This is a genomic window from Citrobacter amalonaticus (genome assembly GCF_037053465.1).
GTDB classification, from domain to species: Bacteria; Pseudomonadota; Gammaproteobacteria; order Enterobacterales; family Enterobacteriaceae; genus Citrobacter_A; species Citrobacter_A amalonaticus_H.
Map to the genome: position 1 here is coordinate 244,214 of NZ_JBALIF010000005.1, position 25,198 is coordinate 269,411.

Annotated in this window: 25 protein-coding genes; 13 read left to right on the top strand and 12 right to left on the bottom strand. The window is 53.3% G+C overall.

Annotated features, from left to right (window positions below):
• Window positions 1–53 precede the first annotated feature (53 nt).
• From WB371_RS10805 to WB371_RS10815, 3 genes are all read right to left on the bottom strand, one after another.
• The gene (locus WB371_RS10805) at window positions 54–662 is read right to left on the bottom strand and encodes a glutathione S-transferase (RefSeq protein ID WP_336220062.1); all 609 of its coding nucleotides are present in this window, start codon (window positions 660–662) and stop codon (window positions 54–56) included.
• Between the two features lie 72 nt (window positions 663–734).
• Complete coding sequence (locus WB371_RS10810; protein ID WP_336220063.1) at window positions 735–1,871, bottom strand: HlyD family secretion protein; 1,137 nt, start codon at window positions 1,869–1,871, stop codon at window positions 735–737.
• A 2-nt stretch (window positions 1,872–1,873) separates the two neighbouring features.
• On the bottom strand, window positions 1,874–2,236 hold the full coding sequence (locus WB371_RS10815) for a DUF3302 domain-containing protein (protein ID WP_336220064.1): 363 nt from the start codon (window positions 2,234–2,236) through the stop codon (window positions 1,874–1,876).
• A 532-nt stretch (window positions 2,237–2,768) separates the two neighbouring features.
• Between WB371_RS10815 and mtlA the strand changes: the two genes are divergently transcribed.
• From mtlA to mtlR, 3 genes are all read left to right on the top strand, one after another.
• The gene (mtlA, locus tag WB371_RS10820) at window positions 2,769–4,682 is read left to right on the top strand and encodes a PTS mannitol transporter subunit IICBA (RefSeq protein WP_336220065.1); all 1,914 of its coding nucleotides are present in this window, start codon (window positions 2,769–2,771) and stop codon (window positions 4,680–4,682) included.
• 136 nt (window positions 4,683–4,818) lie between these two features.
• Window positions 4,819–5,964 carry a mannitol-1-phosphate 5-dehydrogenase gene (gene mtlD / locus WB371_RS10825; protein WP_336220066.1) on the top strand — a complete coding sequence of 382 codons (1,146 nt, stop codon included), beginning with the start codon at window positions 4,819–4,821 and terminating at the stop codon, window positions 5,962–5,964.
• Window positions 5,965–5,966: 2 nt separating this feature from the next.
• Entirely contained in the window at window positions 5,967–6,554 is a 588-nt protein-coding gene (mtlR, locus tag WB371_RS10830; protein ID WP_336220191.1) for a mannitol operon repressor MtlR, read from the top strand.
• Between the two features lie 3 nt (window positions 6,555–6,557).
• Here the strand turns inward: mtlR and WB371_RS10835 are convergent, their stop codons facing one another.
• A complete protein-coding gene (locus WB371_RS10835) occupies window positions 6,558–6,764 on the bottom strand; it encodes a hypothetical protein (protein ID WP_336220067.1) in 207 nt (68 codons plus the stop codon).
• Between the two features lie 290 nt (window positions 6,765–7,054).
• Here WB371_RS10835 and WB371_RS10840 point away from each other — a divergent pair, with 290 nt between their 5' ends.
• The 5 genes from WB371_RS10840 to trmL all read left to right on the top strand — a co-directional run bounded on the left by WB371_RS10840 (window position 7,055) and on the right by trmL (window position 11,946).
• On the top strand, window positions 7,055–7,417 hold the full coding sequence (locus tag WB371_RS10840; protein ID WP_336220068.1) for a YibL family ribosome-associated protein: 363 nt from the start codon (window positions 7,055–7,057) through the stop codon (window positions 7,415–7,417).
• A gap of 252 nt (window positions 7,418–7,669) precedes the next feature.
• Window positions 7,670–9,325, top strand: coding sequence for an L-lactate permease (gene lldP, locus WB371_RS10845; RefSeq protein WP_336220069.1), 1,656 nt, complete (start codon window positions 7,670–7,672; stop codon window positions 9,323–9,325).
• The gene (gene lldR / locus WB371_RS10850) at window positions 9,322–10,098 is read left to right on the top strand and encodes a transcriptional regulator LldR (protein ID WP_336220070.1); all 777 of its coding nucleotides are present in this window, start codon (window positions 9,322–9,324) and stop codon (window positions 10,096–10,098) included. Before lldP ends, lldR begins: the two co-directional genes overlap by 4 nt.
• A complete protein-coding gene (gene lldD / locus WB371_RS10855) occupies window positions 10,095–11,285 on the top strand; it encodes an FMN-dependent L-lactate dehydrogenase LldD (protein ID WP_336220071.1) in 1,191 nt (396 codons plus the stop codon). Before lldR ends, lldD begins: the two co-directional genes overlap by 4 nt.
• Window positions 11,286–11,472: 187 nt before the next feature.
• Window positions 11,473–11,946, top strand: a complete 474-nt coding sequence (gene trmL, locus WB371_RS10860; RefSeq protein WP_336220073.1) for a tRNA (uridine(34)/cytosine(34)/5-carboxymethylaminomethyluridine(34)-2'-O)-methyltransferase TrmL — start codon at window positions 11,473–11,475, stop codon at window positions 11,944–11,946.
• Between the two features lie 116 nt (window positions 11,947–12,062).
• On the opposite strand, the gene cysE is transcribed toward trmL, so the two are convergent.
• The 5 genes from cysE to WB371_RS10885 all read right to left on the bottom strand — a co-directional run bounded on the left by cysE (window position 12,063) and on the right by WB371_RS10885 (window position 15,341).
• Complete coding sequence (cysE, locus tag WB371_RS10865) at window positions 12,063–12,884, bottom strand: serine O-acetyltransferase (RefSeq protein WP_022646641.1); 822 nt, start codon at window positions 12,882–12,884, stop codon at window positions 12,063–12,065.
• Between the two features lie 79 nt (window positions 12,885–12,963).
• Window positions 12,964–13,983, bottom strand: coding sequence for an NAD(P)H-dependent glycerol-3-phosphate dehydrogenase (gpsA, locus tag WB371_RS10870; RefSeq protein WP_336220074.1), 1,020 nt, complete (start codon window positions 13,981–13,983; stop codon window positions 12,964–12,966).
• Entirely contained in the window at window positions 13,983–14,450 is a 468-nt protein-coding gene (secB, locus tag WB371_RS10875) for a protein-export chaperone SecB (RefSeq protein ID WP_003024155.1), read from the bottom strand. Before secB ends, gpsA begins: the two co-directional genes overlap by 1 nt.
• A gap of 62 nt (window positions 14,451–14,512) precedes the next feature.
• Window positions 14,513–14,764: a glutaredoxin 3 gene (grxC, locus tag WB371_RS10880; RefSeq protein ID WP_336220075.1), complete on the bottom strand. Its 252-nt coding sequence runs from the start codon at window positions 14,762–14,764 to the stop codon at window positions 14,513–14,515.
• A gap of 145 nt (window positions 14,765–14,909) precedes the next feature.
• Window positions 14,910–15,341, bottom strand: coding sequence for a rhodanese-like domain-containing protein (locus WB371_RS10885; RefSeq protein ID WP_336220076.1), 432 nt, complete (start codon window positions 15,339–15,341; stop codon window positions 14,910–14,912).
• Between the two features lie 245 nt (window positions 15,342–15,586).
• Between WB371_RS10885 and gpmM the strand changes: the two genes are divergently transcribed.
• Genes gpmM through WB371_RS10900 form a run of 3 tightly spaced genes read left to right on the top strand, consistent with a single transcriptional unit; the run spans window position 15,587 to window position 19,387 of the window.
• On the top strand, window positions 15,587–17,131 hold the full coding sequence (gpmM, locus tag WB371_RS10890; protein WP_336220077.1) for a 2,3-bisphosphoglycerate-independent phosphoglycerate mutase: 1,545 nt from the start codon (window positions 15,587–15,589) through the stop codon (window positions 17,129–17,131).
• Window positions 17,132–17,140: 9 nt separating this feature from the next.
• Complete coding sequence (gene envC / locus WB371_RS10895; protein ID WP_336220078.1) at window positions 17,141–18,424, top strand: murein hydrolase activator EnvC; 1,284 nt, start codon at window positions 17,141–17,143, stop codon at window positions 18,422–18,424.
• A gap of 3 nt (window positions 18,425–18,427) precedes the next feature.
• The gene (locus tag WB371_RS10900; RefSeq protein WP_336220079.1) at window positions 18,428–19,387 is read left to right on the top strand and encodes a divergent polysaccharide deacetylase family protein; all 960 of its coding nucleotides are present in this window, start codon (window positions 18,428–18,430) and stop codon (window positions 19,385–19,387) included.
• On the opposite strand, the gene WB371_RS10905 is transcribed toward WB371_RS10900, so the two are convergent.
• From WB371_RS10905 to kbl, 3 genes are all read right to left on the bottom strand, one after another.
• Window positions 19,374–20,408, bottom strand: a complete 1,035-nt coding sequence (locus WB371_RS10905) for a glycosyltransferase (RefSeq protein WP_336220080.1) — start codon at window positions 20,406–20,408, stop codon at window positions 19,374–19,376. The genes WB371_RS10900 and WB371_RS10905 overlap by 14 nt on opposite strands.
• Before the next feature lie 236 nt (window positions 20,409–20,644).
• Window positions 20,645–21,670 (bottom strand): L-threonine 3-dehydrogenase, encoded by a 1,026-nt coding sequence (gene tdh / locus WB371_RS10910; protein WP_336220081.1) that lies wholly within the window; start codon window positions 21,668–21,670, stop codon window positions 20,645–20,647.
• A gap of 9 nt (window positions 21,671–21,679) precedes the next feature.
• A complete protein-coding gene (gene kbl / locus WB371_RS10915) occupies window positions 21,680–22,876 on the bottom strand; it encodes a glycine C-acetyltransferase (RefSeq protein ID WP_336220082.1) in 1,197 nt (398 codons plus the stop codon).
• A gap of 215 nt (window positions 22,877–23,091) precedes the next feature.
• Between kbl and rfaD the strand changes: the two genes are divergently transcribed.
• Complete coding sequence (rfaD, locus tag WB371_RS10920; RefSeq protein ID WP_336220083.1) at window positions 23,092–24,072, top strand: ADP-glyceromanno-heptose 6-epimerase; 981 nt, start codon at window positions 23,092–23,094, stop codon at window positions 24,070–24,072.
• A 79-nt stretch (window positions 24,073–24,151) separates the two neighbouring features.
• Window positions 24,152–25,198, top strand: coding sequence for an ADP-heptose--LPS heptosyltransferase RfaF (rfaF, locus tag WB371_RS10925; RefSeq protein WP_336220084.1), 1,047 nt, complete (start codon window positions 24,152–24,154; stop codon window positions 25,196–25,198).

Below are 25,198 nucleotides of genomic sequence, written 5' to 3' on the forward strand. Positions count from 1 at the left end.
TCGACATAGGGGGGATTGTAACGTGAGATTGCTCAGGCGGACATATGCCCCGGTCAAGCCTTTGGCGGTTCTGTGCGCGCAAAACTTTCGCGCTGGAACATTGTTTCTACCAGTTTAACCAGGTTAGGCCGGTTGACACACCAGCCTGGAGAAACACGGCGGAAGTTGAGATAACCCACCGCGCAGGCAATGGCGATGGTCGCCAGATTGACCGTATCGGGCCGAATTGTGCCGTCCACCAGGTATCCTTCCAGCGCATCCAGGCTACGGTTAATTTTCTCGCGCTGGCGCAACAGTTCCGTTTCCGACTGTTGCGCGGCGGGGCGAGCCTGTTCACGAACGGAGACTAACCCGGCATCCATAATCCCATCCGCCAGCGCTTCAAGCTGTCGTACTTTCAGCGAGGCCAGCGGCTCACGCGGCAGCATTGCCGGTGCGATATCCAGCAGTTCAATGTACTCCGCGATAATCGGCGAATCGAACCAGTATTCCCCCTGGTCGGTCACCAGAGCGGGCACTTTTCCCAATGGGTTGTACTGCGCCACGCCGTTTTCCGCGTTATAGGGCAGTTCATTAACAAATTCGAAAGTGATGCCTTTTTCCAGCAACAGAATCGAAATCTTACGTACGAACGGGCTGGTGTAGCTGCCGATGAGTTTCATAATCAGTCCTTTTCGCCAACACAAAACAATGAGTATGGCTCACGTAGCGGCAAAAGGCAGGTGACAGCCCTCTCAATGATCCAAATAAAGGTAATGCATCCAACTGGTCATCCGCAGTAACACTTTGCGCATCACCGAGACGTGGGAAAAATGATCGGAATAAACCGCCACCTGAGCATAGATACCGTCAGGTAGCGCATCCACCTCTGCATAAGGGTCGAGTTCAATTGTTGCCAGGACGCCATCGGTTCCCGGCACCACCGTCAGAGACTGTAATGCCCCCTGCGCCTGATAGGAACCACCGGGCACCACCGGTAGTATGCTGGTCAGCTTACCGTGAAAAACCTGGCCCGGTAAGGCATTAAACACCACTTCCGCTTCATCGCCAGGTTCCAGGCGAAGCAGTGAGTTTTGACGAAACTGAGCGACGATCTGCCGTTTTTGTTCGGGGATAAAAACCATCACCGGGCGCAACGGCAATGCGGCGGCATACGTACCGGGACGAATCAGTACCTGCGTGACATAGCCATTACTGGGCGCACGAATAACCGTCTGATCAAGATTGTATTTTGCTTCCGCCAGTTGAGCCCGCAGGCTGACGAGCTGCGACTGCTCGCCGTTGACCATGCTGTCTAACTGGCTCTGGATTTGCGCCTGTTCAGCCACTGAACCTTTTACCAGCGCATCCTGCGCCAGATAGTTTTGCCGCGCATTATCAATATCACTTTCTGAGAAGGGATTGACGCGAGCCTGACTACCCTTCAGATAGCGTTGATAATCTTTATATAACCGATCTCGCTCCGCCGAGACGCGGGTGGTATTGGCCTGCGCCTCTGCAAGCTGTGCTTTAAGCGTCTGGATATTATGCGTCGCCGTCACCAGATCGGCCTGCAACCGGTCAACACGCGCCTGATAACGCACAGGATCCAGTTTAAACAGCACCTCGCCCTTTTTTATCAGCAGGTTATTTTTATCGGTAACCTCGCTGACCACGCCGGTGACCTGCGGCGTAATCGGAATTGAAATAACGGCCTTTTGCGCCGTAAAGGTGTAGGGGTGGTTATAGTTCATTAACAGAATTAAGCCGCTCACCAGAAATACGCCGCCTAATGCTGCCGTCGCCAGCGTCCACTGATTCACCGGAATGCGGAAGATTTTGAAGACCGCCCACGCCAGCGCCACATAAGTTAAAACAATCAACAGATCCATGGTCAGATCTCCGGAAACGTCGTCTCTTCAGCCGTTTTAACCCCGGCCAGTTTTTTTTCGAGTTGTGTGATACGGGCGGATAACGCCGCAATTTCCGGATCGGTCTCCTGCCCAGCAGGGGTTACGTGAGACTGCATGCCCCATCCGCGTTCAGGCTGGTAGAGCGTCGCCCAAATCCACAAAAACGGCCAGATTACATGGAGCGTGAACAGACTGACCCAACCGGCGGTGTGTATTGCATCAGCATGCGGATGATTGCGTTTCTTTGCGATTAAATAGGGGATGTCATGAATGGCGATGATGCCGTAAAAGATCACCAGAAAAACGAAAATCAGCACTCCCAACGCGAAATAATTTAGAAACATATCTGCCTCGGCTTCACGCTAATCAGTGTTTTTTTTATGCTGGCAGCCGAAAGCAATTTGGCTGTTAATTTGAACATAATTCGAGTTCTGCATTTTCGCCATCACGCCAAAGACTATTTTTCACGCGGAATGGTTACTGAGTGACATCCGCCAATATCACGACATGCAGAATCTGCTCAGGATCACATCAGGATAAATGGGAAGGAAAGTTTATTGTGATACACATCACAAACATTCAACAAAGAGCCAAAGTAAAAATGATAACTGAATCACATTTTTCAGGCCGTAATGGTTAAAAAACGAGATTTGTTGTTTTTTTACACAGTGCATTTGTGATCACAATCACATCAATTACCTCTCTACCCCCTATATTTATGTGACTCAACTCACATTAAAGGTCATGGACTGGACAGTTTATCGATTCAGTGCCAGATTTCGCAGTATCTACAGGGTCCGGCTACCTCTGCCGCTACATCAACAAAACCTCGGGCTTCCAGCCTGCGCGACAGCAAACATAAGAAGGGGTGTTTTTATGTCATCCGATATTAAGATCAAAGTGCAAAGCTTTGGTCGATTCCTCAGCAATATGGTGATGCCAAATATCGGCGCGTTTATCGCGTGGGGTATTATCACCGCATTATTTATTCCAACAGGCTGGTTGCCAAACGAAACGCTGGCGAAGCTGGTCGGCCCAATGATCACTTATCTCCTGCCGCTGCTGATCGGTTATACCGGCGGTAGACTGGTGGGCGGCGAGCGCGGCGGTGTGGTCGGTGCAATTACCACCATGGGCGTTATCGTCGGGGCGGATATGCCGATGTTCCTCGGCGCAATGATTGCCGGTCCGCTGGGCGGCTGGGCAATCAAACATTTCGATAGCTGGGTTGACGGTAAGATCAAATCCGGTTTTGAAATGCTGGTGAATAACTTCTCCGCGGGTATCATCGGGATGATCCTCGCTATTCTGGCATTCCTCGGCATTGGTCCGGCGGTTGAAGTTCTGTCGAAAATCCTGGCGGCGGGCGTTAACTTCATGGTTGCCCATGACATGCTGCCGCTGGCGTCTATCTTCGTTGAACCAGCCAAAATCCTGTTCCTGAACAATGCTATCAACCACGGGATCTTCTCTCCGCTGGGCATCCAGCAGTCCCATGAGATGGGTAAATCCATCTTCTTCCTGATTGAAGCTAACCCAGGTCCGGGTATGGGCGTTTTGTTGGCGTATATGTTCTTCGGTCGCGGCAGCGCAAAACAGTCTGCAGGCGGTGCAGCAATCATCCACTTCCTGGGCGGTATCCACGAAATTTACTTCCCGTATGTGCTGATGAACCCGCGTCTGATCCTTGCCGTTATCCTCGGCGGCATGACTGGCGTGTTCACGCTGACTATCCTGAACGGTGGTCTGGTTTCTCCGGCGTCTCCGGGTTCTATCCTGGCCGTGCTGGCGATGACGCCGAAAGGCGCTTACTTCGCCAACATCGCGGCAATCTGTGCTGCCATGGCGGTCTCCTTCGTTGTCTCTGCCATTCTGCTGAAAACCAGCAAAGTGAAAGAAGAAGATGACATTGAAGCCGCGACCCGTCGCATGCAGGATATGAAAGCGGAATCCAAAGGCGGTACTCCGCTGTCTGCTGGCGATGTCACCAACGACCTGAGCCACGTGCGTAAAATTATCGTTGCCTGTGATGCCGGTATGGGTTCCAGCGCAATGGGTGCCGGCGTGCTGCGTAAAAAAGTGCAAGATGCAGGCCTGAGCCAGATCTCTGTTACCAACAGCGCTATCAACAACCTGCCGCCGGACGTTGACCTGGTCATCACTCACCGTGACCTGACCGAACGCGCAATGCGTCAGGTTCCGCAGGCACAGCATATTTCGCTGACCAACTTCCTGGACAGCGGCCTGTACGCCAGCCTGACCGAGCGTCTGGTTGCAGCACAGCGCCACACTGAAAACGAAGTGAAAGTGAAAGACAGCCTGAAAGACAGCTTTGATGACAGCGACAGCAACCTGTTCAAACTGGGCGCGGAGAACATTTTCCTCGGCCGTACCGCGGCAACGAAAGAAGAAGCGATTCGCTTCGCCGGTGAGCAACTGGTGAAAGGCGGTTACGTTGAGCCAGAATATGTCGATGCGATGCTGGAGCGTGAAAAACTGACGCCGACCTACCTGGGTGAGTCAATCGCAGTGCCGCACGGTACCGTTGAAGCCAAAGACCGCGTACTGAAAACGGGCGTTGTGTTCTGTCAGTATCCGCAAGGCGTTCGCTTCGGTGAAGAAGAAGACGATATCGCCCGCCTGGTGATTGGTATCGCTGCCCGTAACAACGAGCACATTCAGGTGATTACCAGTCTGACCAACGCACTGGATGATGAGTCTGTCATTGAGCGTCTGGCGAATACCACCAGCGTGGAAGAAGTACTGGCGCTGCTGGCGGGTCGTAAGTAAACCCCGTAGCCCGATGGCGCGACGCTTATCGGGCCTACCCAATCCTCTCCCTTGTGGAGAGGGTTTGGGTGAGGTGCAACAGATTACTCCTCACCCCAGCCCTCTCGGGTAAAAAACATTAATGAAGGTTAATACTATGAAAGCATTACATTTTGGCGCAGGTAATATCGGTCGTGGCTTTATCGGCAAACTGCTGGCGGACGCGGGGATACAACTGACATTCGCTGATGTAAATCAGGTCGTACTCGACGCCCTGAATGCCCGTCATAGCTACCAGGTGCATGTGGTGGGAGAAAATGAGCAGGTGGACACCGTGTCTGGCGTCAATGCGGTAAGCAGCATTGGCGACGAGGTGGTTGATCTGATCGCGCAGGTCGATCTGGTCACGACGGCGGTGGGGCCTGTCGTTCTTGAGCGCATTGCGCCTGCTATCGCGAAAGGTCTGGTCAAACGCAAAGCGCAAGGGATCACCCCCCCACTGAATATCATCGCCTGTGAAAACATGGTGCGCGGCACCACGCAGTTAAAAGGCCATGTGATGAATGCGCTGGCAGAGGAAGACAAAGCCTGGGTTGACGCTCATGTCGGGTTCGTTGATTCCGCAGTTGACCGCATCGTGCCGCCTTCCGCCTCTGCAACCCACGATCCGCTGGAAGTGACTGTAGAAACATTCAGCGAGTGGATCGTCGACAAAACGCAGTTCAAAGGTGAGCTGCCTGTCATTCCAGGAATGGAATTAACTGATAACCTGATGGCATTTGTCGAACGTAAACTCTTCACGCTGAACACCGGGCATGCTATAACCGCGTACCTCGGAAAATTAGCCGGACATCAAACCATCCGTGACGCGATTCTCGATGAGAAAATCCGCGCGGTGGTGAAAGGCGCAATGCAAGAGAGCGGTGCGGTACTGATCAAACGTTATGGTTTTGAAGCCGATAAGCATGCGGCCTACATCCAGAAAATCCTCGGCCGTTTTGAAAATCCGTATCTGAAAGATGACGTTGAGCGTGTTGGCCGCCAGCCGCTGCGTAAACTGAGCGCGGGCGATCGTCTGATCAAACCGCTGCTGGGTACGCTGGAATATGGATTGCCACACCTCAACCTGGTTAAAGGAATTGCAGCCGCAATGCACTTCCGTAGCGAAGACGATCCGCAGGCGCAGGAACTGGCTGCACTGATCGCTGATAAAGGCCCGCAGGCGGCTCTCGCGCAGATTTCCGGACTGGATATCAATAGCGCAGTCGTTGCCGAGGCCGTAAACGCGTATAACGCAAAATAATGTTGCAGGAACTGGCGCAGGACTCCCTGCGCCTGACTAACAGATTGTCAGATATGCAGGCAACAATGGAACAAACCCAGGCCTTTGAAAATCGTGTGCTTGAGCGTCTGAATGCTGGCAAAACCGTACGAAGCTTCCTCATCACCGCCGTGGAGTTACTTTCCGAGGCAGTGAATATTCTGGTGCTTCAGGTGTTTCGCAAAGATGATTACGCGGTGAAGTACGCTGTGGAACCGTTACTCGACGGCGATGGACCGCTGGGCGATCTGTCTGTGCGTCTGAAACTGATCTACGGTCTTGGCGTACTCAATCGGCCTGAATATGAAGATGCGGAACTGCTGATGGCACTGCGTGAAGAGATGAATCATGACGGCAATGAGTATGCCTTCACGGATGATGAGATCCTCGGCCCGTTCGGTGAACTGCACTGCGTCACGGCGCTCCCCCCACCGCCACAGTTTGATGCAGCCGATCCCAGTTTGTATGCGATGCAAATCCAGCGCTACCAGCAAGCGGTGCGCTCAACGATGGTACTTTCTCTGACTGAGCTGATTTCTAAAATCAGCTTAAAAAAAGCCTTTCAGAAATAAGTGCTACTTTTCTTCCTGCTTTGGCTGATAAAGCTGCCGGTAATACGCCAGACGCTGTAAATACATCTGCACGTTTTCTTTGGGTACCTCGTCCGGAACAACATCACGCGCCGGCATTTTATTCAGATACTCTCTGAACGCCTGGCTTGAGGCCATAAAATCAACTGCTTTATCAATAAGAAGCGGAACGTTTTCACCAATTTTAGCCATGTTGAATTCTCCTCCATGTTTTCCTGCGCCCCATAACCGCAGCCGCTACTTTTAGTTTAGGATCGGTTTGGTGATGACATTGGGGAAAACGTGCTTAAACCTGATCCTTCAGACAAGATGCCAGACTGATGTTTTTTCAGACGTAAAACACAAACAATCAATGAATTACAATTTCATCCTGTTTCGTGATCGTCCTTTTATTTGATTAATTTATCGCGATTGATTGTGAAGAAACCCGCTCAGCGCGCATACTATAGGGCATTCCCCTTATTTTTATCAGAAGCCATACCATGAAAGAAGTCGAAAAAAACGAAATCAAACGCCTGAGCGATCGCCTTGACGCCATCCGCCACCAACAAGCCGATTTGTCACTGGTTGAAGCCGCCGACAAATACGCGGAGCTGGAAAAAGAGAAAGCCACTCTGGAAGCAGAAATCGCCCGTCTGCGTGATGTTCATAGCCAGAAACTGAGTAAAGAAGCTCAGAAACTGATGAACCTGCCGTTTCGCCGTGCGATTACGAAAAAAGAGCAGGCAGATATGGGCAAGCTGAAAAAAAGCGTACGCGGTCTGGTCGTGGTTCACCCGATGACCGCATTAGGCCGCGAAATGGGCTTGAAAGAGATGACCGGCTTCGCAAAGACTGAATTCTGAGGTTCTGTCGGGCAGCAACATTGCTGTCCGATTCTGCCAATTGGCCCTACCAATTCCTCCTCCTTCCGACCACTGGTTCACAATTCATTAATTTCTTCCTACACTATCGTTGCCAATAAATAACATTTGATTAACCATTCATTGTCATTACCCCTACACAACAATATTGGTAGGACCACTTTTACACACAGTGTGACAAAGAGATGAGCACAGACTCATTGCATTGTGCGTGTGGTTCTCAGGAGACCTGCAATGAATCTCTGGCAACAAAACTACGATCCGGCTGGTAACATCTGGCTTTCGAGTCTGATCGCCTCGCTTCCGATCCTGTTTTTCTTTTTCGCGCTGATTAAGCTCAAGCTGAAAGGTTACGTTGCGGCCTCATGGACAGTGGTTATCGCACTGGCTGTGGCGCTATTGTTCTATAAAATGCCGGTCGATCACGCACTGGCTTCCGTGGTTTACGGTTTCTTCTACGGCCTGTGGCCGATTGCCTGGATAATCATCGCCGCGGTGTTTGTCTATAAAATCTCGGTCAAAACTGGCCAGTTCGACATCATCCGTTCGTCGATTCTGTCGATTACCCCTGACCAGCGTTTACAGATGCTAATCGTTGGCTTCTCGTTTGGCGCCTTCCTGGAAGGGGCGGCAGGTTTTGGCGCGCCAGTGGCGATTACTGCTGCTCTGCTGGTAGGTCTCGGCTTTAACCCTCTTTACGCCGCCGGACTGTGCCTGATTGTAAATACCGCCCCGGTGGCCTTTGGCGCTATGGGCATTCCAATCCTGGTCGCTGGTCAGGTGACCGGGCTGGACAGCTTCGAAATCGGCCAGATGGTGGGTCGCCAGTTACCGTTCCTGACGATCATCGTACTGTTCTGGATCATGGCGATTATGGACGGCTGGCGCGGCGTCAAAGAGACGTGGCCTGCGGTAATGGTGGCGGGCGGCTCGTTCGCCATCGCCCAGTACCTAAGCTCCAACTTTATCGGCCCGGAACTGCCGGACATCATCTCTTCGCTGGTATCGCTGGTGTGTCTGACCCTGTTCCTGAAACGCTGGCAGCCTGTACGTATCTTCCGCTTTGGCAATATGGGCGCATCGCAGGTCGATCAAACGCTGGCGCGCACGAATTACTCTGCGGGACAGGTAGTTCGCGCCTGGACGCCATTCCTGTTTCTGACCGCCACGGTTACGCTGTGGAGCGTTCCGCCGTTTAAAGCGCTGTTTGCCCCAGGCGGCGCGCTGTATGACTGGGTGATTACCATTCCGGTCCCGTTCCTCGACAAGCTGGTTGCCCGTATGCCTCCGGTGGTCCACGAAGCCACCGCCTATGCAGCCGTCTATAAATTTGACTGGTTCTCCGCGACCGGCACCGCCATTCTGTTCGCGGCGCTACTGTCTATCGTCTGGCTGAAGATGAAGCCTTCCGCCGCCATTCAAACCTTTGGTAATACGCTGAAAGAGCTGGCACTGCCGATTTACTCCATTGGGATGGTGCTGGCATTCGCGTTTATCTCAAACTATTCCGGGCTCTCTTCGACGCTGGCGTTAGCGCTGGCGCACACCGGCAGCGCGTTTACCTTCTTCTCGCCGTTCCTCGGCTGGCTGGGCGTGTTCCTGACCGGCTCAGACACCTCTTCTAATGCACTGTTTGCCGCCTTGCAGGCCACGGCCGCCCAACAAATCGGCGTATCTGATGTGTTGATGGTCGCGGCGAACACCACCGGTGGGGTTACCGGCAAGATGATTTCGCCGCAGTCTATCGCCATCGCCTGCGCGGCGGTCGGGCTGGTCGGCAAAGAGTCGGATCTGTTCCGTTTTACCGTCAAACACAGCCTGATTTTCACCTGTATGGTGGGCGTGATCACCACGCTTCAGGCCTATGTCTTAACCTGGATGATTCCATGATTGTGATGCCCAGACGCCTGTCAGACGAGGTGGCTTCTCGTGTGCGAGCGCTGATTGAAGAACAACAACTGGAAGCGGGCATGAAACTGCCCGCCGAACGACAGTTAGCGGTACAGCTTGGCGTGTCGCGTAACTCTCTGCGCGAGGCGCTGGCGAAGCTCGTCAGCGAAGGCGTTCTGCTCAGCCGTCGCGGCGGTGGAACGTTTGTCCGCTGGCAGCATGAAGCGTGGTCCGAGCAAAACATCGTTCAGCCCCTCAAAACCCTGATGGCTGACGACCCGGATTACAGCTTCGATATTCTCGAAGCCCGACACGCCATCGAAGCCAGCACAGCCTGGCATGCCGCGATGCGCGCCACGATTGCCGACAAAGAAAAAATCAAACTCTGCTTCGACGCCACGCTGAGCGAAGACCCCGATCTCACCTCACAGGCCGACGTCCGTTTTCATCTGGCTATCGCCGAAGCTTCGCACAATGTGGTGTTGCTACAGACCATGCGCGGCTTCTTCGATGTGTTGCAGTCATCGGTCAAGCAGAGCCGTCAGCGTATGTATCTCGTCCCACCCGTTTTTTCAAAACTGACAGAGCAACATCAGGCCGTAATGGATGCCATTTTTGCGGGTGACGCCGATGGCGCGCGCAAATCGATGATGGCGCACCTCAGTTTTGTCCACACCACGATTAAACAATTTGATGAAGACCAGGCCCGCCAGGCGCGAATAACCCGCCTGCCCGGAGACCACAATGAAAATGTCAGGGAGAACAAAGCATGATTATTTCAGCAGCCAGCGACTATCGCGCCGCAGCCCAACGCATTCTGCCCCCGTTCTTATTCCACTACATCGACGGGGGAGCCTATGCGGAACACACCCTGCGCCGTAATGTGGAAGACTTATCGGATGTCGCACTGCGCCAGCGTGTTCTGAAAAACATGTCTGACTTAAGCCTGGAAACCACGCTGTTTAAAGAAAAACTCTCGATGCCGGTGGCGCTGGCGCCGGTTGGTCTGTGCGGGATGTATGCCCGCCGCGGCGAAGTACAGGCTGCTGCCGCCGCCGATGCGAAGGGGATCCCGTTTACCCTCTCTACCGTTTCCGTTTGCCCGATTGAGGAAGTGGCTCCCACCCTCAACCGCCCGATGTGGTTTCAGTTATACGTTCTGCGCGATCGCGGTTTTATGCGCAATGCGCTGGAGCGGGCCAAAGCCGCCGGGTGCTCAACGCTGGTCTTTACGGTCGATATGCCAACGCCTGGCGCGCGCTATCGCGATGCCCACTCCGGGATGAGCGGCCCGAATGCTGCGCTGCGTCGCTACTGGCAGGCGGTCACCCATCCACAGTGGGCGTGGGATGTCGGCCTGAATGGTCGTCCGCACGATTTAGGCAATATCTCCGCTTATCTCGGCAAGCCGACAGGACTGGAAGATTATATTGGCTGGCTGGCGAATAACTTCGATCCATCGATTTCCTGGAAAGACCTGGAGTGGATCCGCGAATTCTGGGACGGTCCGATGGTGATCAAAGGGATCCTTGACCCGGACGACGCCCGTGATGCGGTTCGCTTTGGTGCCGATGGGATTGTGGTCTCTAACCACGGTGGTCGCCAACTGGACGGTGTGCTCTCGTCCGCCCGCGCCCTGCCTGCTATCGCCGATGCGGTTAAAGGTGATATCGCCATTCTGGCCGATAGCGGTATCCGTAACGGACTGGACGTGGTGCGGATGATTGCGCTGGGCGCCGATACCGTCCTGCTGGGTCGTGCATATCTGTACGCGCTGGCGACAGCGGGTCAGGCCGGCGTGGCGAATCTGCTGAATCTGATCGAGAAAGAGATGAAAGTGGCCATGACGCTCACCGGTGCGAAATCTATTAGTGAAATCAGCCGTGATTCTCTGGTTCAGGATCTGGGTAAGAGTTTACCTGCCGCACTGGCACCACTGACCCAGGGTGATGCCGCGTAACGAAAGTGCTATTCTGCCCCCCGATATTAAGAGCCTATCCCAATAGGCGTATATTGTTGCAGTCATTTTGGACTCGGACAGCGCGAAACAACCGGAGCGTACACGAAGTACGCGAGGATTGTGAGCACTGCCCAGGGCCAAAATGGCAAATAAAATAGCCTAATGGGGTAGGCTCTAAGGGGGCAGCATGCTCAGCATCGTCTTATTCGAACCAGAAATTCCACCCAATACCGGCAATATCATTCGCCTGTGCGCCAATACCGGCTTTCGCCTGCATATCATCGAACCGATGGGTTTCACCTGGGATGACAAACGCCTGCGCCGTGCCGGGCTGGATTATCACGAGTTCGCCGCCGTCCAGCGTCATCATGATTATGACGCCTTTATCGCTGCAGAAAACCCGCAACGTCTGTTCGCGCTCACCACGAAAGGAACGCCCGCACACAGCGCCGTAAGCTATCAGGATGGCGATTACCTGATGTTTGGCCCGGAAACGCGCGGTCTGCCAGCAACCATTCTTGATGCCCTGCCCGCTGACCAGAAAATCCGTATTCCAATGATGCCGGACAGTCGCAGTATGAATCTGTCTAATGCGGTGTCGGTGGTGGTGTATGAGGCGTGGCGTCAGTTGGGATATCCCGGTGCGATATTGCGCTCTTAACCTGTAGGCCGGATAAGGCGTTTACGCCGCCTTCCGGCATCGAAGCCCTGATCTTGTCGGATAGCGACGCCAGGGCGTCTTATCCGACCTACAAAGCACTAAAGCACAGGCAAGTATCAGATACCGTCGCCATACTCGAAAGTATGGTGTATCCCGTTGAAATGCTGGTCCATATCCATTGACGGCTTATCGCTGTCTGGCTTCCCGACGATACGTGCCGGGACGCCAGCGGCGGTGGTGTGCGGCGGAACGGGTTGTAACACCACGGAACCGGCGCCAATTTTCGCGCCACGTCCCACTTCGATATTGCCGAGGATTTTCGCCCCTGCGCCAATCATCACGCCTTCACGAATTTTAGGATGGCGATCGCCGCTGGTTTTACCGGTACCGCCGAGGGTAACCGATTGCAGGATCGACACGTCGTCTTCGATTACCGCCGTTTCACCGACCACAATCCCCGTAGCATGATCGAGCATGATCCCACGGCCAATTTTCGCCGCCGGGTGAATATCCACCTGGAAGGTGACAGAAACCTGGTTTTGCAGGAAAATCGCCAGCGCGCGGCGGCCTTCGTTCCATAACCAGTGGCCAATACGATAAGCCTGCAAGGCATGAAAACCTTTCAGGTACAAAAGTGGCGTCGAGTATTTATCAACGGCCGGATCTCGTGTGCGTACCGCCTGAATATCACAGGCAGCTGATGCGATCATTTCCGGATCTGCGGCGTAGGCTTCTTCCACCACTTCACGGATGGCAATGGCAGGCATGATGGGCGACGCCAGTTTGTTCGCCAGCATATAGCTCAGCGCACTGCCCAGATTTTCATGCTTGAGTAGCGTTGCGTGATAAAAACTGGCCAGCATAGGCTCACAATCTGCCAGCGCGCGGGCTTCGGCTTTTATGTTATTCCAGACGATATCCAGTTCTTCACACGGCATTGCGAACTCCAGGTAATGAGGCTAACGACCGGCCCGTTCTTCGCGGGCCGGGTCATTTTTAATAAACGGATCCTTGAGACTAATGGTTGCTACGTTCATCCTTGCGAGCACGGCCTAATAACGTCAATGCTGCCTCGCGCGCATTTTTTCCGCAATATAATACTTGATAAATTTCCTCGGTTATTGGCATTTCGACACCGAAACGGTGCGCCAATTCACGGACTTCTTTCGTATTGCGGTAGCCTTCAACCACCTGTCCAATCTTATCCTGCGCGCTTTGCACATCCATGCCCTGGCCGAGCATCATGCCAAAACGACGGTTTCGCGACTGGTTGTCGGTACAGGTAAGCACCAGATCGCCTAATCCTGCCATCCCCATAAAGGTTGCTGGATCGGCCCCCAGCGCCGCGCCCAGACGCGACATTTCCGTCAGACCGCGAGTGATAAGCGCAGTACGGGCGTTGGCGCCAAAACCAATGCCATCAGACATGCCTGCCCCAATCGCAATCACGTTTTTCACCGCACCGCCCAACTGGACGCCGATGAAATCCGGATTGATATAGACACGAAAACTTTTGCCGCAGTGCAGTAGTTGCTGCAAGTCATCAGCAAAGTCGTCGTCAGTCGATGCCAGGGAGATAGCCGTCGGCAAGCCTGCCGCCAGTTCTTTGGCGAACGTCGGGCCGGAAATCACCGCCAGTGGAATGTGATCGCCAAGCGCTTCGCGGGCGACATCCTGCAACAGACGTCCCGTCTCCGCTTCCAGTCCTTTTGTCGCCCACACCAGACGTGCATCATCGCGCATCAGGGGTTTGATCTGACGTAGCACTTCGCCAAAGACGTGGCTTGGCACCACCACCAGAATATCGCGGCTGGCGGCCAGCGCAGTGGCTAAGTCGCTTTCAAGACGTAAGGTATCAGGAAAAGGCACATCCGGAAGGAACGCGACGTTGCAGCGATCGTGCTCAAGGGTCTCGATGTGTTGAGGATCATGGCCCCACAGAACAACCTCGTGGCCATTTCTTGCCAGAGTAATGGCAAGAGCGGTGCCGTACGAGCCGGCACCAATCACAGTCATTGAAGCATTACTTTGATTCATCAGGCATCCTGATGTTCTTCAGTACCTTCGCCAGCCTGCTGCTGTAAATAGTTCATGAACAGCGCATCGAAGTTAACCGGCGCAAGGTTCAGTTGCGGGAATGTACCGCGTGAAACCAGACTGGTGATGCATTCGCGGGCATACGGGAACAAGATGTTCGGGCAGTACGCGCCGAGGCAATGCGCCATCTGGGTGCCTTCGATTCCGCTGATAGAGAAGATGCCACCTTGCTGAACTTCGCACAGGAATGCGGTTTCTTCACCCAGGGAAGCCGTTACGGTAACACGCAGCACCACTTCGTATACGTCATCTGCCAGTTGGGTAGATGCGGTATCCAGATCAAGTTTAACCTCTGGCTGCCAATCTTTCTGGAAAACATGCGGCGCATTTGGCGCTTCGAAAGAGACATCTTTGGTGTAAATACGCTGGATCTGGAAAGCCATTTCGGTGTTGTTTTGTTCTGACATGTGTATAAAACCCTTAAGTGTTGTCCTTAAATACCGCTCGATGCCAATAAGTTGGCCCAGCGTTAGCTCAGCAGGGGATCAAGTCCACCACGCGCATCCAACGCATACAAGTCATCACAGCCGCCAATGTGCTGTGCATCAATAAAAATCTGCGGAACCGTAGTACGGCCACTGCGCTTGATCATCTCTTCACGTTTCACGGCATCGCCGTCAATCGGAAGCTCCTGGAAACTCACACCCTTGCTCTTTAACAGCGCTTTCGCACGATGGCAAAACGGGCAGGTTGCTTTGGTGTAGATCTCGATATTGGCCATACTTATCTCCGATATTCGATTTGACCCTATGCCTTTCATGTTGCAGTCAGGCGGCAAAATAATGAATCCCCTGGGGCTCACATCAGTAAGTCGCCAGGATGAATAATTGCTGCCACCCCCTGCGGCATAAAAGGCGACAGGTAAATTATTTCCCGCGAACCAGCGGCAGATTCTCGCCGCTCCAGCCTGCAACGCCTTCTTTCAGCACAGACACTTTCTCAAAGCCTGCTTTAATCAGCGCGTTTGCGGCTTCCTGGCACTGCATGCCGGAACCATCGACCACGATTACCGGTTTGTCTTTGTGCTTTTCCAGCTCGCCAACGTTATTCGCTTTAATTTCGCTCGGCAGCAGGTTAACGGAACCTGCGATATGACCTTTGCGGAAATCATCACGCTGACGCAAATCAACGACAATAGCGTCTTCTTTGTTAATAAGACGCGTAGCTTCACCGCGAGTGATAACCTTAACTTTAGACGTCAGGCCTTTAAACGTGGTGAATAAAACCGCCACCAGTAACGCAATCCAGGCGATACTCAGTATGGGATGGCGACCAACAAATTGCATAATTTCTTGCATGGGGGGTAACAACTCCCGACTCAGTGATTAAAAAACCAGGACAGGAGTATACCTGCGCGTTGGCGCAAATACAGCCAGAGCGTGCAATGGATTGCATTTTTGCGGGGCGCTACGGAAAAAATAGTGCAAATACGCCGCCTCTATGAACAACCCGGTCTCATTCTTTGATCTTCTGAGGCTATTTTATCGATTCAGCTGTAGTAAAATTACGCAATTATTTTGTCTCTTGAGTGTGAGGTTTCGCAATGTCGGTTTCTAAAAAACCTATGGTACTGGTGATTCTGGATGGCTATGGCTACCGTGAAGAGAGCCAGGACAACGCCATTTTTTCTGCCAAAACCCCGGTAATGGACGCACTGTGGGCAAAACGTCCGCATACCCTGATTGATGCTTCCGGTCTGGAAGTCGGTCTGCCTGACCGTCAGATGGGTAACTCTGAAGTCGGTCACGTAAATCTGGGCGCGGGCCGCATCGTGTATCAGGACCTGACCCGTCTGGACGTTGAAATTAAAGAACGTACTTTCTTTGCAAACCCGACGCTGACCGCTGCGGTTGATCAGGCGAAAAACGCCGGTAAAGCCGTACACATCATGGGCCTGCTTTCTGCGGGCGGCGTTCACAGCCATGAAGATCACATTATGGCGATGGTAGAACTGGCCGCTGAACGTGGCGCAGAGAAAATCTATCTGCACGCTTTCCTTGACGGTCGCGACACGCCGCCGCGCAGCGCTGAATCCTCGCTGAAAAAATTCGAAGACAAATTCGCCGCACTGGGCAAAGGTCGCGTCGCGTCCATCATTGGCCGTTACTACGCTATGGACCGCGACAACCGTTGGGATCGCGTGGAAAAAGCATATGATCTGTTAACGCTGGCGCGGGGTGAATTCCAGGCCAATACCGCCGTTGAAGGCCTGCAGGCGGCTTATGCGCGCGATGAAAACGACGAGTTCGTGAAAGCGACTGTGATTCGCGCCGAAGGTCAGGCCGATGCCGCAATGGAAGATGGTGATACTCTGATTTTCATGAACTTCCGTGCTGACCGCGCGCGTGAAATTACCCGTGCTTTTGTTAACGCTGACTTCGACGGCTTTGCACGTAAAAAAGTGGTTAACCTGAACTTCGTGATGCTGACCGAATACGCGGCTGACATCAAAACGGCCGTTGCCTATCCACCAGCCTCACTGGCAAACACCTTCGGCGAATGGATGGCGAAGCACGACAAAACGCAGTTGCGTATCTCTGAAACCGAAAAATACGCGCACGTCACCTTCTTCTTCAACGGTGGCGTTGAAGAGCCGTTTGCTGGTGAAGAGCGTATCCTGATTAACTCGCCGAAAGTAGCAACGTACGATCTGCAACCGGAAATGAGCTCCGCAGAGCTAACCGAAAAACTGGTTGCGGCAATCAAGAGCGGAAAATACGACACCATTATCTGTAACTATCCGAATGGCGACATGGTTGGTCACACCGGGGTGATGGAAGCGGCGGTTAAAGCGGTTGAAGCGCTGGATCACTGCGTTGAGCAGGTTGCGAAAGCGGTTGAATCCGTAAACGGTCAATTGCTGATCACAGCCGACCACGGTAACGCTGAGCAGATGCGCGATCCGGCAACCGGCCAGGCGCACACCGCGCACACCAACCTGCCCGTTCCGCTGATTTACGTCGGTGACAAACAGGTGAAAGCGGTGGAAGGCGGCAAACTTTCGGATATCGCCCCGACCATGCTGACGCTGATGGGGATGGAAATCCCGCAAGAGATGACTGGTAAGCCGCTGTTCATCGTGGAATAATCCCTCCCCATGAGGGGAAAGGCGATGAATACCAAAGCCGGGGCCATGAAAACACGACGGTTTTCAGTCAGGCCCCTGATTTACGCCAGCGTGGTGAGCGCTGGCGTATTGTTGTGCGCCTTTTCCGCCCACGCGGATGACCGCGATCAGCTTAAGTCTATTCAGGCGGATATCGCCGCCAAAGAACGTGCCGTTCGTCAGCAACAGCAACAACGCTCAACCCTGCTTGCGCAACTGAAAGCGCAGGAAGAAGCCATCTCCGCCGCCGCACGCCAGTTGCGAGAAACGCAAAACACGCTCGCGCAACTGAACAAACAAATTGATGAAATGAACGCGTCCATCGCCAGGCTGGAAAAGCAGAAAGCGAACCAGGAGCGCAGCCTCGCCGCGCAACTGGATGCCGCGTTTCGTCAGGGTGAACATACCGGCATTCAGCTTATTCTCAGCGGTGAAGAGAGCCAGCGTGGACAACGGTTGCAGGCTTACTTCGGTTACCTGAACCAGGCACGCCAGGAGACCATCAACGAGCTGAAGCAGACGCGCGAAGAGGTCGCCGCACAACGCGCGGAGCTGGAAGAGAAACAGAGCCAGCAACAAACGCTGCTGTATGAACAGCGCGCCCAACAGGCGAAGCTGGAGCAGGCACGTAACGAACGTAAGAAAACGCTCTCCGGGCTGGAATCCTCCATTCAGCAGGGACAGCAACAGCTCAGCGAACTGCGCGCCAACGAATCTCGTCTGCGTAACAGCATTGCACGTGCTGAAGCTGCAGCCAAAGCGCGCGCAGAGCGCGAAGCCCGCGAGGCGCAGGCAGTGCGCAATAAGCAGCAGGAAGCAACGCGTAAAGGCACCACCTACAAACCTACCGAAAGCGAGAAATCGCTGATGTCGCGTACCGGCGGCCTGGGTTCGCCACGCGGCCAGGCCTTCTGGCCGGTTCGTGGTCCAACGCTGCATCGCTATGGCGAACAACTACAAGGTGAGCTACGTTGGAAAGGGATGGTTATCGGTGCGTCTGAAGGGACCGAAGTGAAAGCTATTGCCGATGGCCGTGTCATTCTTGCGGACTGGCTGCAAGGATATGGACTTGTCGTCGTTGTCGAACACGGTAAGGGTGACATGAGTCTTTATGGCTACAACCAGAGCGCACTGGTCAGCGTAGGAACGCAGGTTCGTGCTGGTCAACCTATTGCGCTGGTCGGTAGCAGTGGTGGTCAGGGCCGACCGTCGCTCTATTTCGAAATTCGTCGCCAGGGTCAGGCCGTCAATCCACAGCCGTGGTTGGGAAGATAAGTTTTGCCTCAATTTCGTCGTACCGTTCTGTCATTCGCCAGCCTGATGGCCTTCGCCTCCCCTGTTTTTGCTGGCAAACTTGCCATCGTCATTGACGATTTTGGCTATCGTCCCCACTATGAAAATCAGGTGCTGGCGATGCCGTCGCAGATTTCCGTCGCCGTTTTACCAAACGCCCCTCATGCCCGGGAAATGGCGACCAAAGCGCATAACAGCGGACATGAAGTCCTGATCCATTTGCCGATGGCGCCGCTGAGTAAACAGCCGCTGGAGAAAGACACCCTGCGCCCGGAGATGAGTAGCGACGAAATTGAGCGAATCATTCGCGAAGCGGTGGGTAAAGTCCCTTATGCCGTGGGGCTCAATAACCACATGGGAAGCGCGATGACCTCCAGTCTGTTCGGTATGCAGAAAGTGATGCAGGCGCTTGGTCGTTACGATCTCTACTTTCTCGACAGTATGACGATTGGCAACAGCCAGGCGATGCGTGCCGCATCAGGAACAGGCGTGAAGGTGATTAAGCGGAAGGTGTTTCTCGACGACACACAAAACGAGGCGGACATTCGTCGCCAGTTTAATCGTGCGCTTGATTTGGCCCGCCGCAACGGGTCCGCCATCGCGATAGGGCATCCGCACCCGTCAACGGTGCGTGTGCTTCAGCAAATGGTGTATAACCTGCCCGCCGATATCACCCTCGTACGCCCGAGCAGCCTTCTTAATGAACCGCAGGTGGATACTTCCACGCCCAATCTGACGTCGCCGAAAAATAACGACGCGCCGCGTAATCCGTTCCACGGCGTGAAATTGTGTCAACCGAAAAAACCGTTAGAACCGGTCTACACCAGCCGATTCTTTAGCGTGTTAAGCGAAAGCATCCGCCAGAGTACGCTGGTGAACTGGTTCCAGCACCAGTGGCAAGGCTGGGGAAACGCGCCCCGCGATAACACCACTAACCCAGGTTAAGCGCTTTACGCGCAGTACGATGATGCGAACGCGTTTTGTCGCGCCATTGGTATAATCTCAAAGACCATAACAACATCTGATAGGCAGCCTTAGCGCTACGAACGTTCATGACCATGCGTTTATACATCCCTGAGGTAAAAATCTCGGCAATCATTCGCTGGCGCGTCAAAATATCCGGTTCTTTACGTACGGCATGACACACGCGTAACGCCTCCCAGGTAATTTGCTGATGAAATTCCGGATAAATCGTAATCCGGTCGGCATAATCGCTGTTCAGCTTCTCTAATAAGCGAGTGATTTTTATATAATGTCGCTGATAATTAAGATTCTTATTACCCTGACGTTTCAGTCGGCTTACAGAATTATTATGCAAAAAATATTTATATAAGGACTCTTCGGTATAACGCGCGCGCAGCGCATTAAACATAAACTCCGTGCTCCAGACAATATCCTGATGATGTAAGCCAGGAATAAAGCGAATATTATTCTTTTCAATTACCTCACGGCGATAAACCCCCATCCACACCACATGCGTCCACCGGCGAGAAGAGAGTGCCATACGCAACCAGTCAGGACCGGTTAACACCCCTGTTGAACAGATGCGGTCGGTGGGAATAGATTGCCAGGTTATCCCGGAATCGCGCTCGCTCCAGTCAGCATTACACTGCGCCACGTCCAGATCGTCTTCCAGCGCCATTGTCATCAACGTTTCGTACATATGCGGGTAGACCAGATCATCCGCATCAACAAAAGCAATATACTTGCCGGTCGCCGCCGCCATCCCCCGGTTGCGCGCGACCGATGCGCCAGCATTCGCCTGGTGCAGAAGTCGCACATGGGGGTAATTTTCCGCGTAATACTTTGCTATCTCAACAGAATTATCCGTTGAGCCATCATTAACGATGATTATTTCCAGAGCAGTCCATGTTTGCGCGATGAGAGATTCCATGCAGGCTTTAAAATCATTACCCGCATTATATAACGGAATAATAACACTGAGTCTGTTTGTACTGTTCATCATAATAAATCACCGAATACCTTTGAAGTTACCCGCCTTTTTACAGCCTTTGTATTAAGAAACGATTAAGGCTGAAAAATAACATTTGCAACGGTTGCAGGAGGGTTTAGCGTATAAACATCAGGTAAACAGCAATATAAGACTACGGCGCAATTACGAATTATTTATGACAATGACATTTATTTACAACTTTCCGGATAATCCTCATAAAAAAGGCCGGGTATTCCGGCCTTTTACGATTAATCCCAACTGAGAATGACTTTTCCGGACTGGCCTGAACGCATTGCGTCAAAGCCCTTCTGGAATTCATCTATCGTGAAGCGGTGGGTGATAATCGGCGACAAATCCAGACCAGACTGAATCAGTGCCGCCATCTTGTACCAAGTTTCGAACATCTCACGGCCATAAATCCCTTTGATGAACAGACCCTTAAAGATGACCTTCGTCCAGTCGATAGACATGTCTGACGGTGGAATACCCAGCATCGCAATGCGACCACCGTGGTTCATGGTGTCCAGCATGGTACGAAATGCCGGTGGCGCGCCGGACATCTCCAGACCGACGTCAAACCCTTCGGTCATCCCCAGCTCAGCCATCACATCACTCAGACTCTCTTTCGACACGTTGACTGCACGGGTGATCCCCATCTTACGCGCCAGTTCGAGGCGATACTCGTTGACGTCGGTGATCACCACGTTGCGCGCACCGACGTGCTTCGCAACCGCCGCCGCCATGATACCAATCGGGCCTGCGCCAGAAACCAGAACATCTTCACCGACCAGATCGAAGGACAGCGCCGTGTGTACTGCGTTGCCAAACGGGTCGAAAATGGAAGCCAGATCGTCAGAGATATTGTCCGGGATTTTAAAAGCGTTGAATGCCGGGATCACCAGATACTCGGCGAAACAGCCCGGACGGTTGACGCCCACACCGGTGGTGTTCCGGCACAGATGCGTACGTCCGCCACGGCAGTTACGGCAGTGTCCGCAGGTGATATGCCCTTCGCCAGAAACGCGGTCGCCAATCTTAAAGCCTTTCACTTCCTGACCGATACCGACCACTTCGCCAACGTACTCATGGCCGACGACCATGGGAACCGGGATGGTTTTTTGCGACCACTCATCCCAGTTGTAGATGTGAACGTCAGTGCCGCAGATGGCTGTTTTACGGATTTTAATCAGCAGATCGTTGTGGCCGACTTCCGGTTCCGGAACGTCGGTCATCCAGATGCCCTCTTCCGCTTTCAGTTTGGATAACGCTTTCATCTCACATCCTCAGGCAATAACGCCCAGTTGTTTACCAATGCGCGTGAACGCTTGCACCGCGCGGGTGATCTGTTCCGGAGTATGTGCCGCAGACATCTGGGTACGGATGCGTGCCTGACCCTTCGGAACAACCGGATAGAAGAAACCTGTAACGTAGATACCCTCTTTTTGCAGCTCGCGGGCAAACTCCTGAGCAATCACCGCATCACCCAACATCACCGGAATAATTGCATGATCGGCCCCGGCCAGGGTAAACCCGGCGGCAGACATTTGCTCGCGGAACTGGCGCGCATTGGCCCACAGGCGATCGCGTAGTTCACCGCCAGACTCAACCATCTCCAGTACTTTAATGGAGGCTGCGACAATCGCCGGCGCCAGCGAGTTGGAGAATAGATAGGGACGAGAGCGTTGACGCAACCACTCAACCACCTCTTTGCGGGCGGCAGTGTAACCGCCGGATGCACCGCCAAGCGCTTTCCCCAGCGTCCCGGTGATGATGTCCACACGGCCCATCACATCGCAATATTCGTGGGAGCCACGGCCATTCTCACCGACAAACCCAACTGCATGAGAGTCATCGACCATCACCAACGCGTTGTATTTATCTGCCAGATCGCAGACGCCCTTGAGGTTAGCGATCACGCCGTCCATCGAGAACACGCCATCGGTGGCAATCAGTATATGACGCGCGCCAGCTTCACGGGCTTCTTTCAGAAGGGCTTCCAGCTCCTGCATATCGTTGTTGGCGTAGCGGAAACGCTTTGCTTTACACAACCGCACACCATCAATGATCGACGCATGGTTCAGCGCATCTGAAATAATCGCATCTTCGGCGCCCAACAGCGTTTCAAACAGGCCGCCGTTGGCATCAAAGCAGGAGGAGTAAAGAATGGCATCTTCCATGCCAAGGAACGTCGCCAGCTTTTGTTCCAGCTGTTTATGGCTGTCCTGAGTACCGCAGATAAAACGTACTGACGCCATTCCGAAACCGTGAGAATCCATGCCCGCTTTTGCTGCGGCAATCAGCTCCGGATGGTTCGCCAGTCCCAGATAGTTATTGGCGCAGAAGTTAATGACGTGGCTTCCATCCGCCACGGTAATATCGGCCTGTTGCGCAGACGTAATAATGCGCTCTTCTTTAAACAATCCTTCCGCACGTGCGGTTTCCAGATCGTTGTTTAACTGTTTGTAAAAATCCCCACGCATTGCGATTCTCCAGACTGGGCAAATTTCAGCACATCTTACCTAACCCTGGACGTTGATACGAGATGACGCATTATCACTTCTTCAAAATGCAGGATAAATCACGCGTACCCATACAACCGTTCGGTGAATGGCTGAAGCCTGCGCTATGTAGTGATATGATAAGAGGCATTCGTGTCTGAGATTGTCTCTGACTCCATAATTCATAGGTTACAGTTATGATCATCGTTACCGGCGGCGCGGGCTTTATCGGCAGCAACATCGTTAAATCTCTGAATGATAAAGGTATCACCGATATTCTGGTGGTGGACAACCTGAAAGAAGGCACCAAGTTTGTCAACCTGGTGGATCTGAACATTGCCGATTATATGGATAAAGAAGATTTCTTAATCCAGATTATGGCGGGCGAAGAGTTCGGCGAGATCGAAGCGATTTTCCATGAAGGCGCGTGCTCTTCCACCACCGAGTGGGACGGCAAGTACATGATGGATAACAACTATCAGTACTCCAAAGAGCTGCTGCATTACTGCCTGGAGCGCGAAATTCCGTTCCTGTATGCCTCTTCCGCTGCCACCTATGGCGGCCGCACGGCTGACTTCATCGAATCCCGCGAGTATGAGAAACCGCTGAATGTTTACGGCTACTCAAAATTCCTGTTTGACGAGTATGTGCGTCAAATCCTGCCAGAAGCTAACTCACAAATTGTCGGCTTCCGTTACTTTAACGTGTATGGACCGCGTGAAGGCCATAAAGGCAGCATGGCAAGCGTGGCGTTCCATCTCAATACACAGCTTAACAACGGTGAAACGCCGAAGCTGTTTGAAGGTAGCGAAAACTTCAAGCGCGATTTCGTCTATGTTGGCGATGTGGCAGACGTGAATTTGTGGTTCCTCGAAAACGGCGTATCTGGCATCTTTAACCTGGGTACTGGCCGTGCGGAATCTTTCCAGGCCGTAGCCGATGCCGCGCTGGCCTATCATAAGAAAAGCGAGCTTGAGTACATTCCGTTCCCGGAAAAACTGAAAGGTCGCTACCAGGCGTTCACGCAGGCCGATCTGACTAACCTGCGTGCGGCGGGCTACGATAAGCCCTTCAAGACCGTTGCCGAAGGCGTAACGGAATATATGGCCTGGCTGAATCGCGACAACGCTACAAATTCACAAAATCATTCGAGCGGTATCAAGGCGGCAACTAAGTGAATCTCCGGGAGCTTACAAGAGTAAGTGACCGGAGTGAACGCAGGCAGCCAACGCAGAGACAGCTTGAAGGATGAAGTGAATGAAGATACTGGTGATCGGCCCGTCATGGGTAGGCGACATGATGATGTCGCAAAGTCTCTATCGCACGCTCAAGGCGCGCTATCCCCAGGCGATAATCGACGTGATGGCACCCGCGTGGTGCCGTCCACTGCTATCGCGTATGCCGGAAGTCAACGAGGCGATACCCATGCCGCTTGGGCACGGCGCACTGGAACTGGGTGAACGGCGTAAACTCGGTCAGAGTCTGCGTGATAAACGCTACGACCGTGCTTATGTCCTGCCCAACTCGTTTAAATCTGCACTGATTCCTTTCTTCGCCGGTATTCCTCATCGCACGGGCTGGCGTGGCGAAATGCGCTACGGCCTGCTCAATGACGCGCGCGTGCTGGATAAAGAGGCCTGGCCCTTAATGGTTGAGCGCTACGTGGCGCTGGCCTACGACAAAGGCGTGATGCGCACAGCAAAAGATCTGCCGCAGCCGCTGATGTGGCCACAACTGCAGGTGAGCGAGGGTGAGAAGTCGATGACCTGTAGCGCGTTTTCTCTTTCTGACGAACGTCCGATGATTGGCTTTTGTCCAGGAGCGGAATTCGGCCCGGCAAAACGTTGGCCGCACTATCACTATGCGGAACTGGCTAAACAGCTCATTGATGAAGGCTATCAGATTGTGCTGTTTGGTTCGGCGAAAGACCATGAAGCCGGGAATGAAATTCTCGCAACCTTAAGCGACGAGCAGCAGGCGTGGTGTCGCAATCTGGCAGGCGAAACACAGCTGGAACAAGCCGTCATTCTGATTGGCGCGTGCAAAGCGGTAGTTACCAACGATTCCGGTCTGATGCACGTCGCTGCCGCGCTTAACCGTCCGCTGGTCGCCCTCTATGGCCCCAGCAGTCCGGATTTCACGCCGCCACTGTCACATAAAGCCCGCGTGATCCGCCTGATTACGGGTTATCACAAAGTGCGTAAAGGTGATGCTGCCGAAGGTTACCATCAGAGTCTGATCGACATTACGCCCGCGCGCGTTCTGGAAGAGCTAAACAGTCTGTTACTGCAAGAGGAAGCCTGA

Coding starts and splice junctions, on each gene's coding strand:
- WB371_RS10805 (WP_336220062.1), bottom strand. CDS start 662: ATGAAACTCATCGGCAGCTACACCAGCCCGTTCGTACGTAAGATTTCG.
- WB371_RS10810 (WP_336220063.1), bottom strand. CDS start 1,871: ATGGATCTGTTGATTGTTTTAACTTATGTGGCGCTGGCGTGGGCGGTC.
- WB371_RS10815 (WP_336220064.1), bottom strand. CDS start 2,236: ATGTTTCTAAATTATTTCGCGTTGGGAGTGCTGATTTTCGTTTTTCTG.
- mtlA (WP_336220065.1), top strand. CDS start 2,769: ATGTCATCCGATATTAAGATCAAAGTGCAAAGCTTTGGTCGATTCCTC.
- mtlD (WP_336220066.1), top strand. CDS start 4,819: ATGAAAGCATTACATTTTGGCGCAGGTAATATCGGTCGTGGCTTTATC.
- WB371_RS10835 (WP_336220067.1), bottom strand. CDS start 6,764: ATGGCTAAAATTGGTGAAAACGTTCCGCTTCTTATTGATAAAGCAGTT.
- WB371_RS10840 (WP_336220068.1), top strand. CDS start 7,055: ATGAAAGAAGTCGAAAAAAACGAAATCAAACGCCTGAGCGATCGCCTT.
- lldP (WP_336220069.1), top strand. CDS start 7,670: ATGAATCTCTGGCAACAAAACTACGATCCGGCTGGTAACATCTGGCTT.
- lldR (WP_336220070.1), top strand. CDS start 9,322: ATGATTGTGATGCCCAGACGCCTGTCAGACGAGGTGGCTTCTCGTGTG.
- lldD (WP_336220071.1), top strand. CDS start 10,095: ATGATTATTTCAGCAGCCAGCGACTATCGCGCCGCAGCCCAACGCATT.
- trmL (WP_336220073.1), top strand. CDS start 11,473: ATGCTCAGCATCGTCTTATTCGAACCAGAAATTCCACCCAATACCGGC.
- cysE (WP_022646641.1), bottom strand. CDS start 12,884: ATGCCGTGTGAAGAACTGGATATCGTCTGGAATAACATAAAAGCCGAA.
- gpsA (WP_336220074.1), bottom strand. CDS start 13,983: ATGAATCAAAGTAATGCTTCAATGACTGTGATTGGTGCCGGCTCGTAC.
- secB (WP_003024155.1), bottom strand. CDS start 14,450: ATGTCAGAACAAAACAACACCGAAATGGCTTTCCAGATCCAGCGTATT.
- grxC (WP_336220075.1), bottom strand. CDS start 14,764: ATGGCCAATATCGAGATCTACACCAAAGCAACCTGCCCGTTTTGCCAT.
- WB371_RS10885 (WP_336220076.1), bottom strand. CDS start 15,341: ATGCAAGAAATTATGCAATTTGTTGGTCGCCATCCCATACTGAGTATC.
- gpmM (WP_336220077.1), top strand. CDS start 15,587: ATGTCGGTTTCTAAAAAACCTATGGTACTGGTGATTCTGGATGGCTAT.
- envC (WP_336220078.1), top strand. CDS start 17,141: ATGAGGGGAAAGGCGATGAATACCAAAGCCGGGGCCATGAAAACACGA.
- WB371_RS10905 (WP_336220080.1), bottom strand. CDS start 20,408: ATGATGAACAGTACAAACAGACTCAGTGTTATTATTCCGTTATATAAT.
- tdh (WP_336220081.1), bottom strand. CDS start 21,670: ATGAAAGCGTTATCCAAACTGAAAGCGGAAGAGGGCATCTGGATGACC.
- kbl (WP_336220082.1), bottom strand. CDS start 22,876: ATGCGTGGGGATTTTTACAAACAGTTAAACAACGATCTGGAAACCGCA.
- rfaD (WP_336220083.1), top strand. CDS start 23,092: ATGATCATCGTTACCGGCGGCGCGGGCTTTATCGGCAGCAACATCGTT.
- rfaF (WP_336220084.1), top strand. CDS start 24,152: ATGAAGATACTGGTGATCGGCCCGTCATGGGTAGGCGACATGATGATG.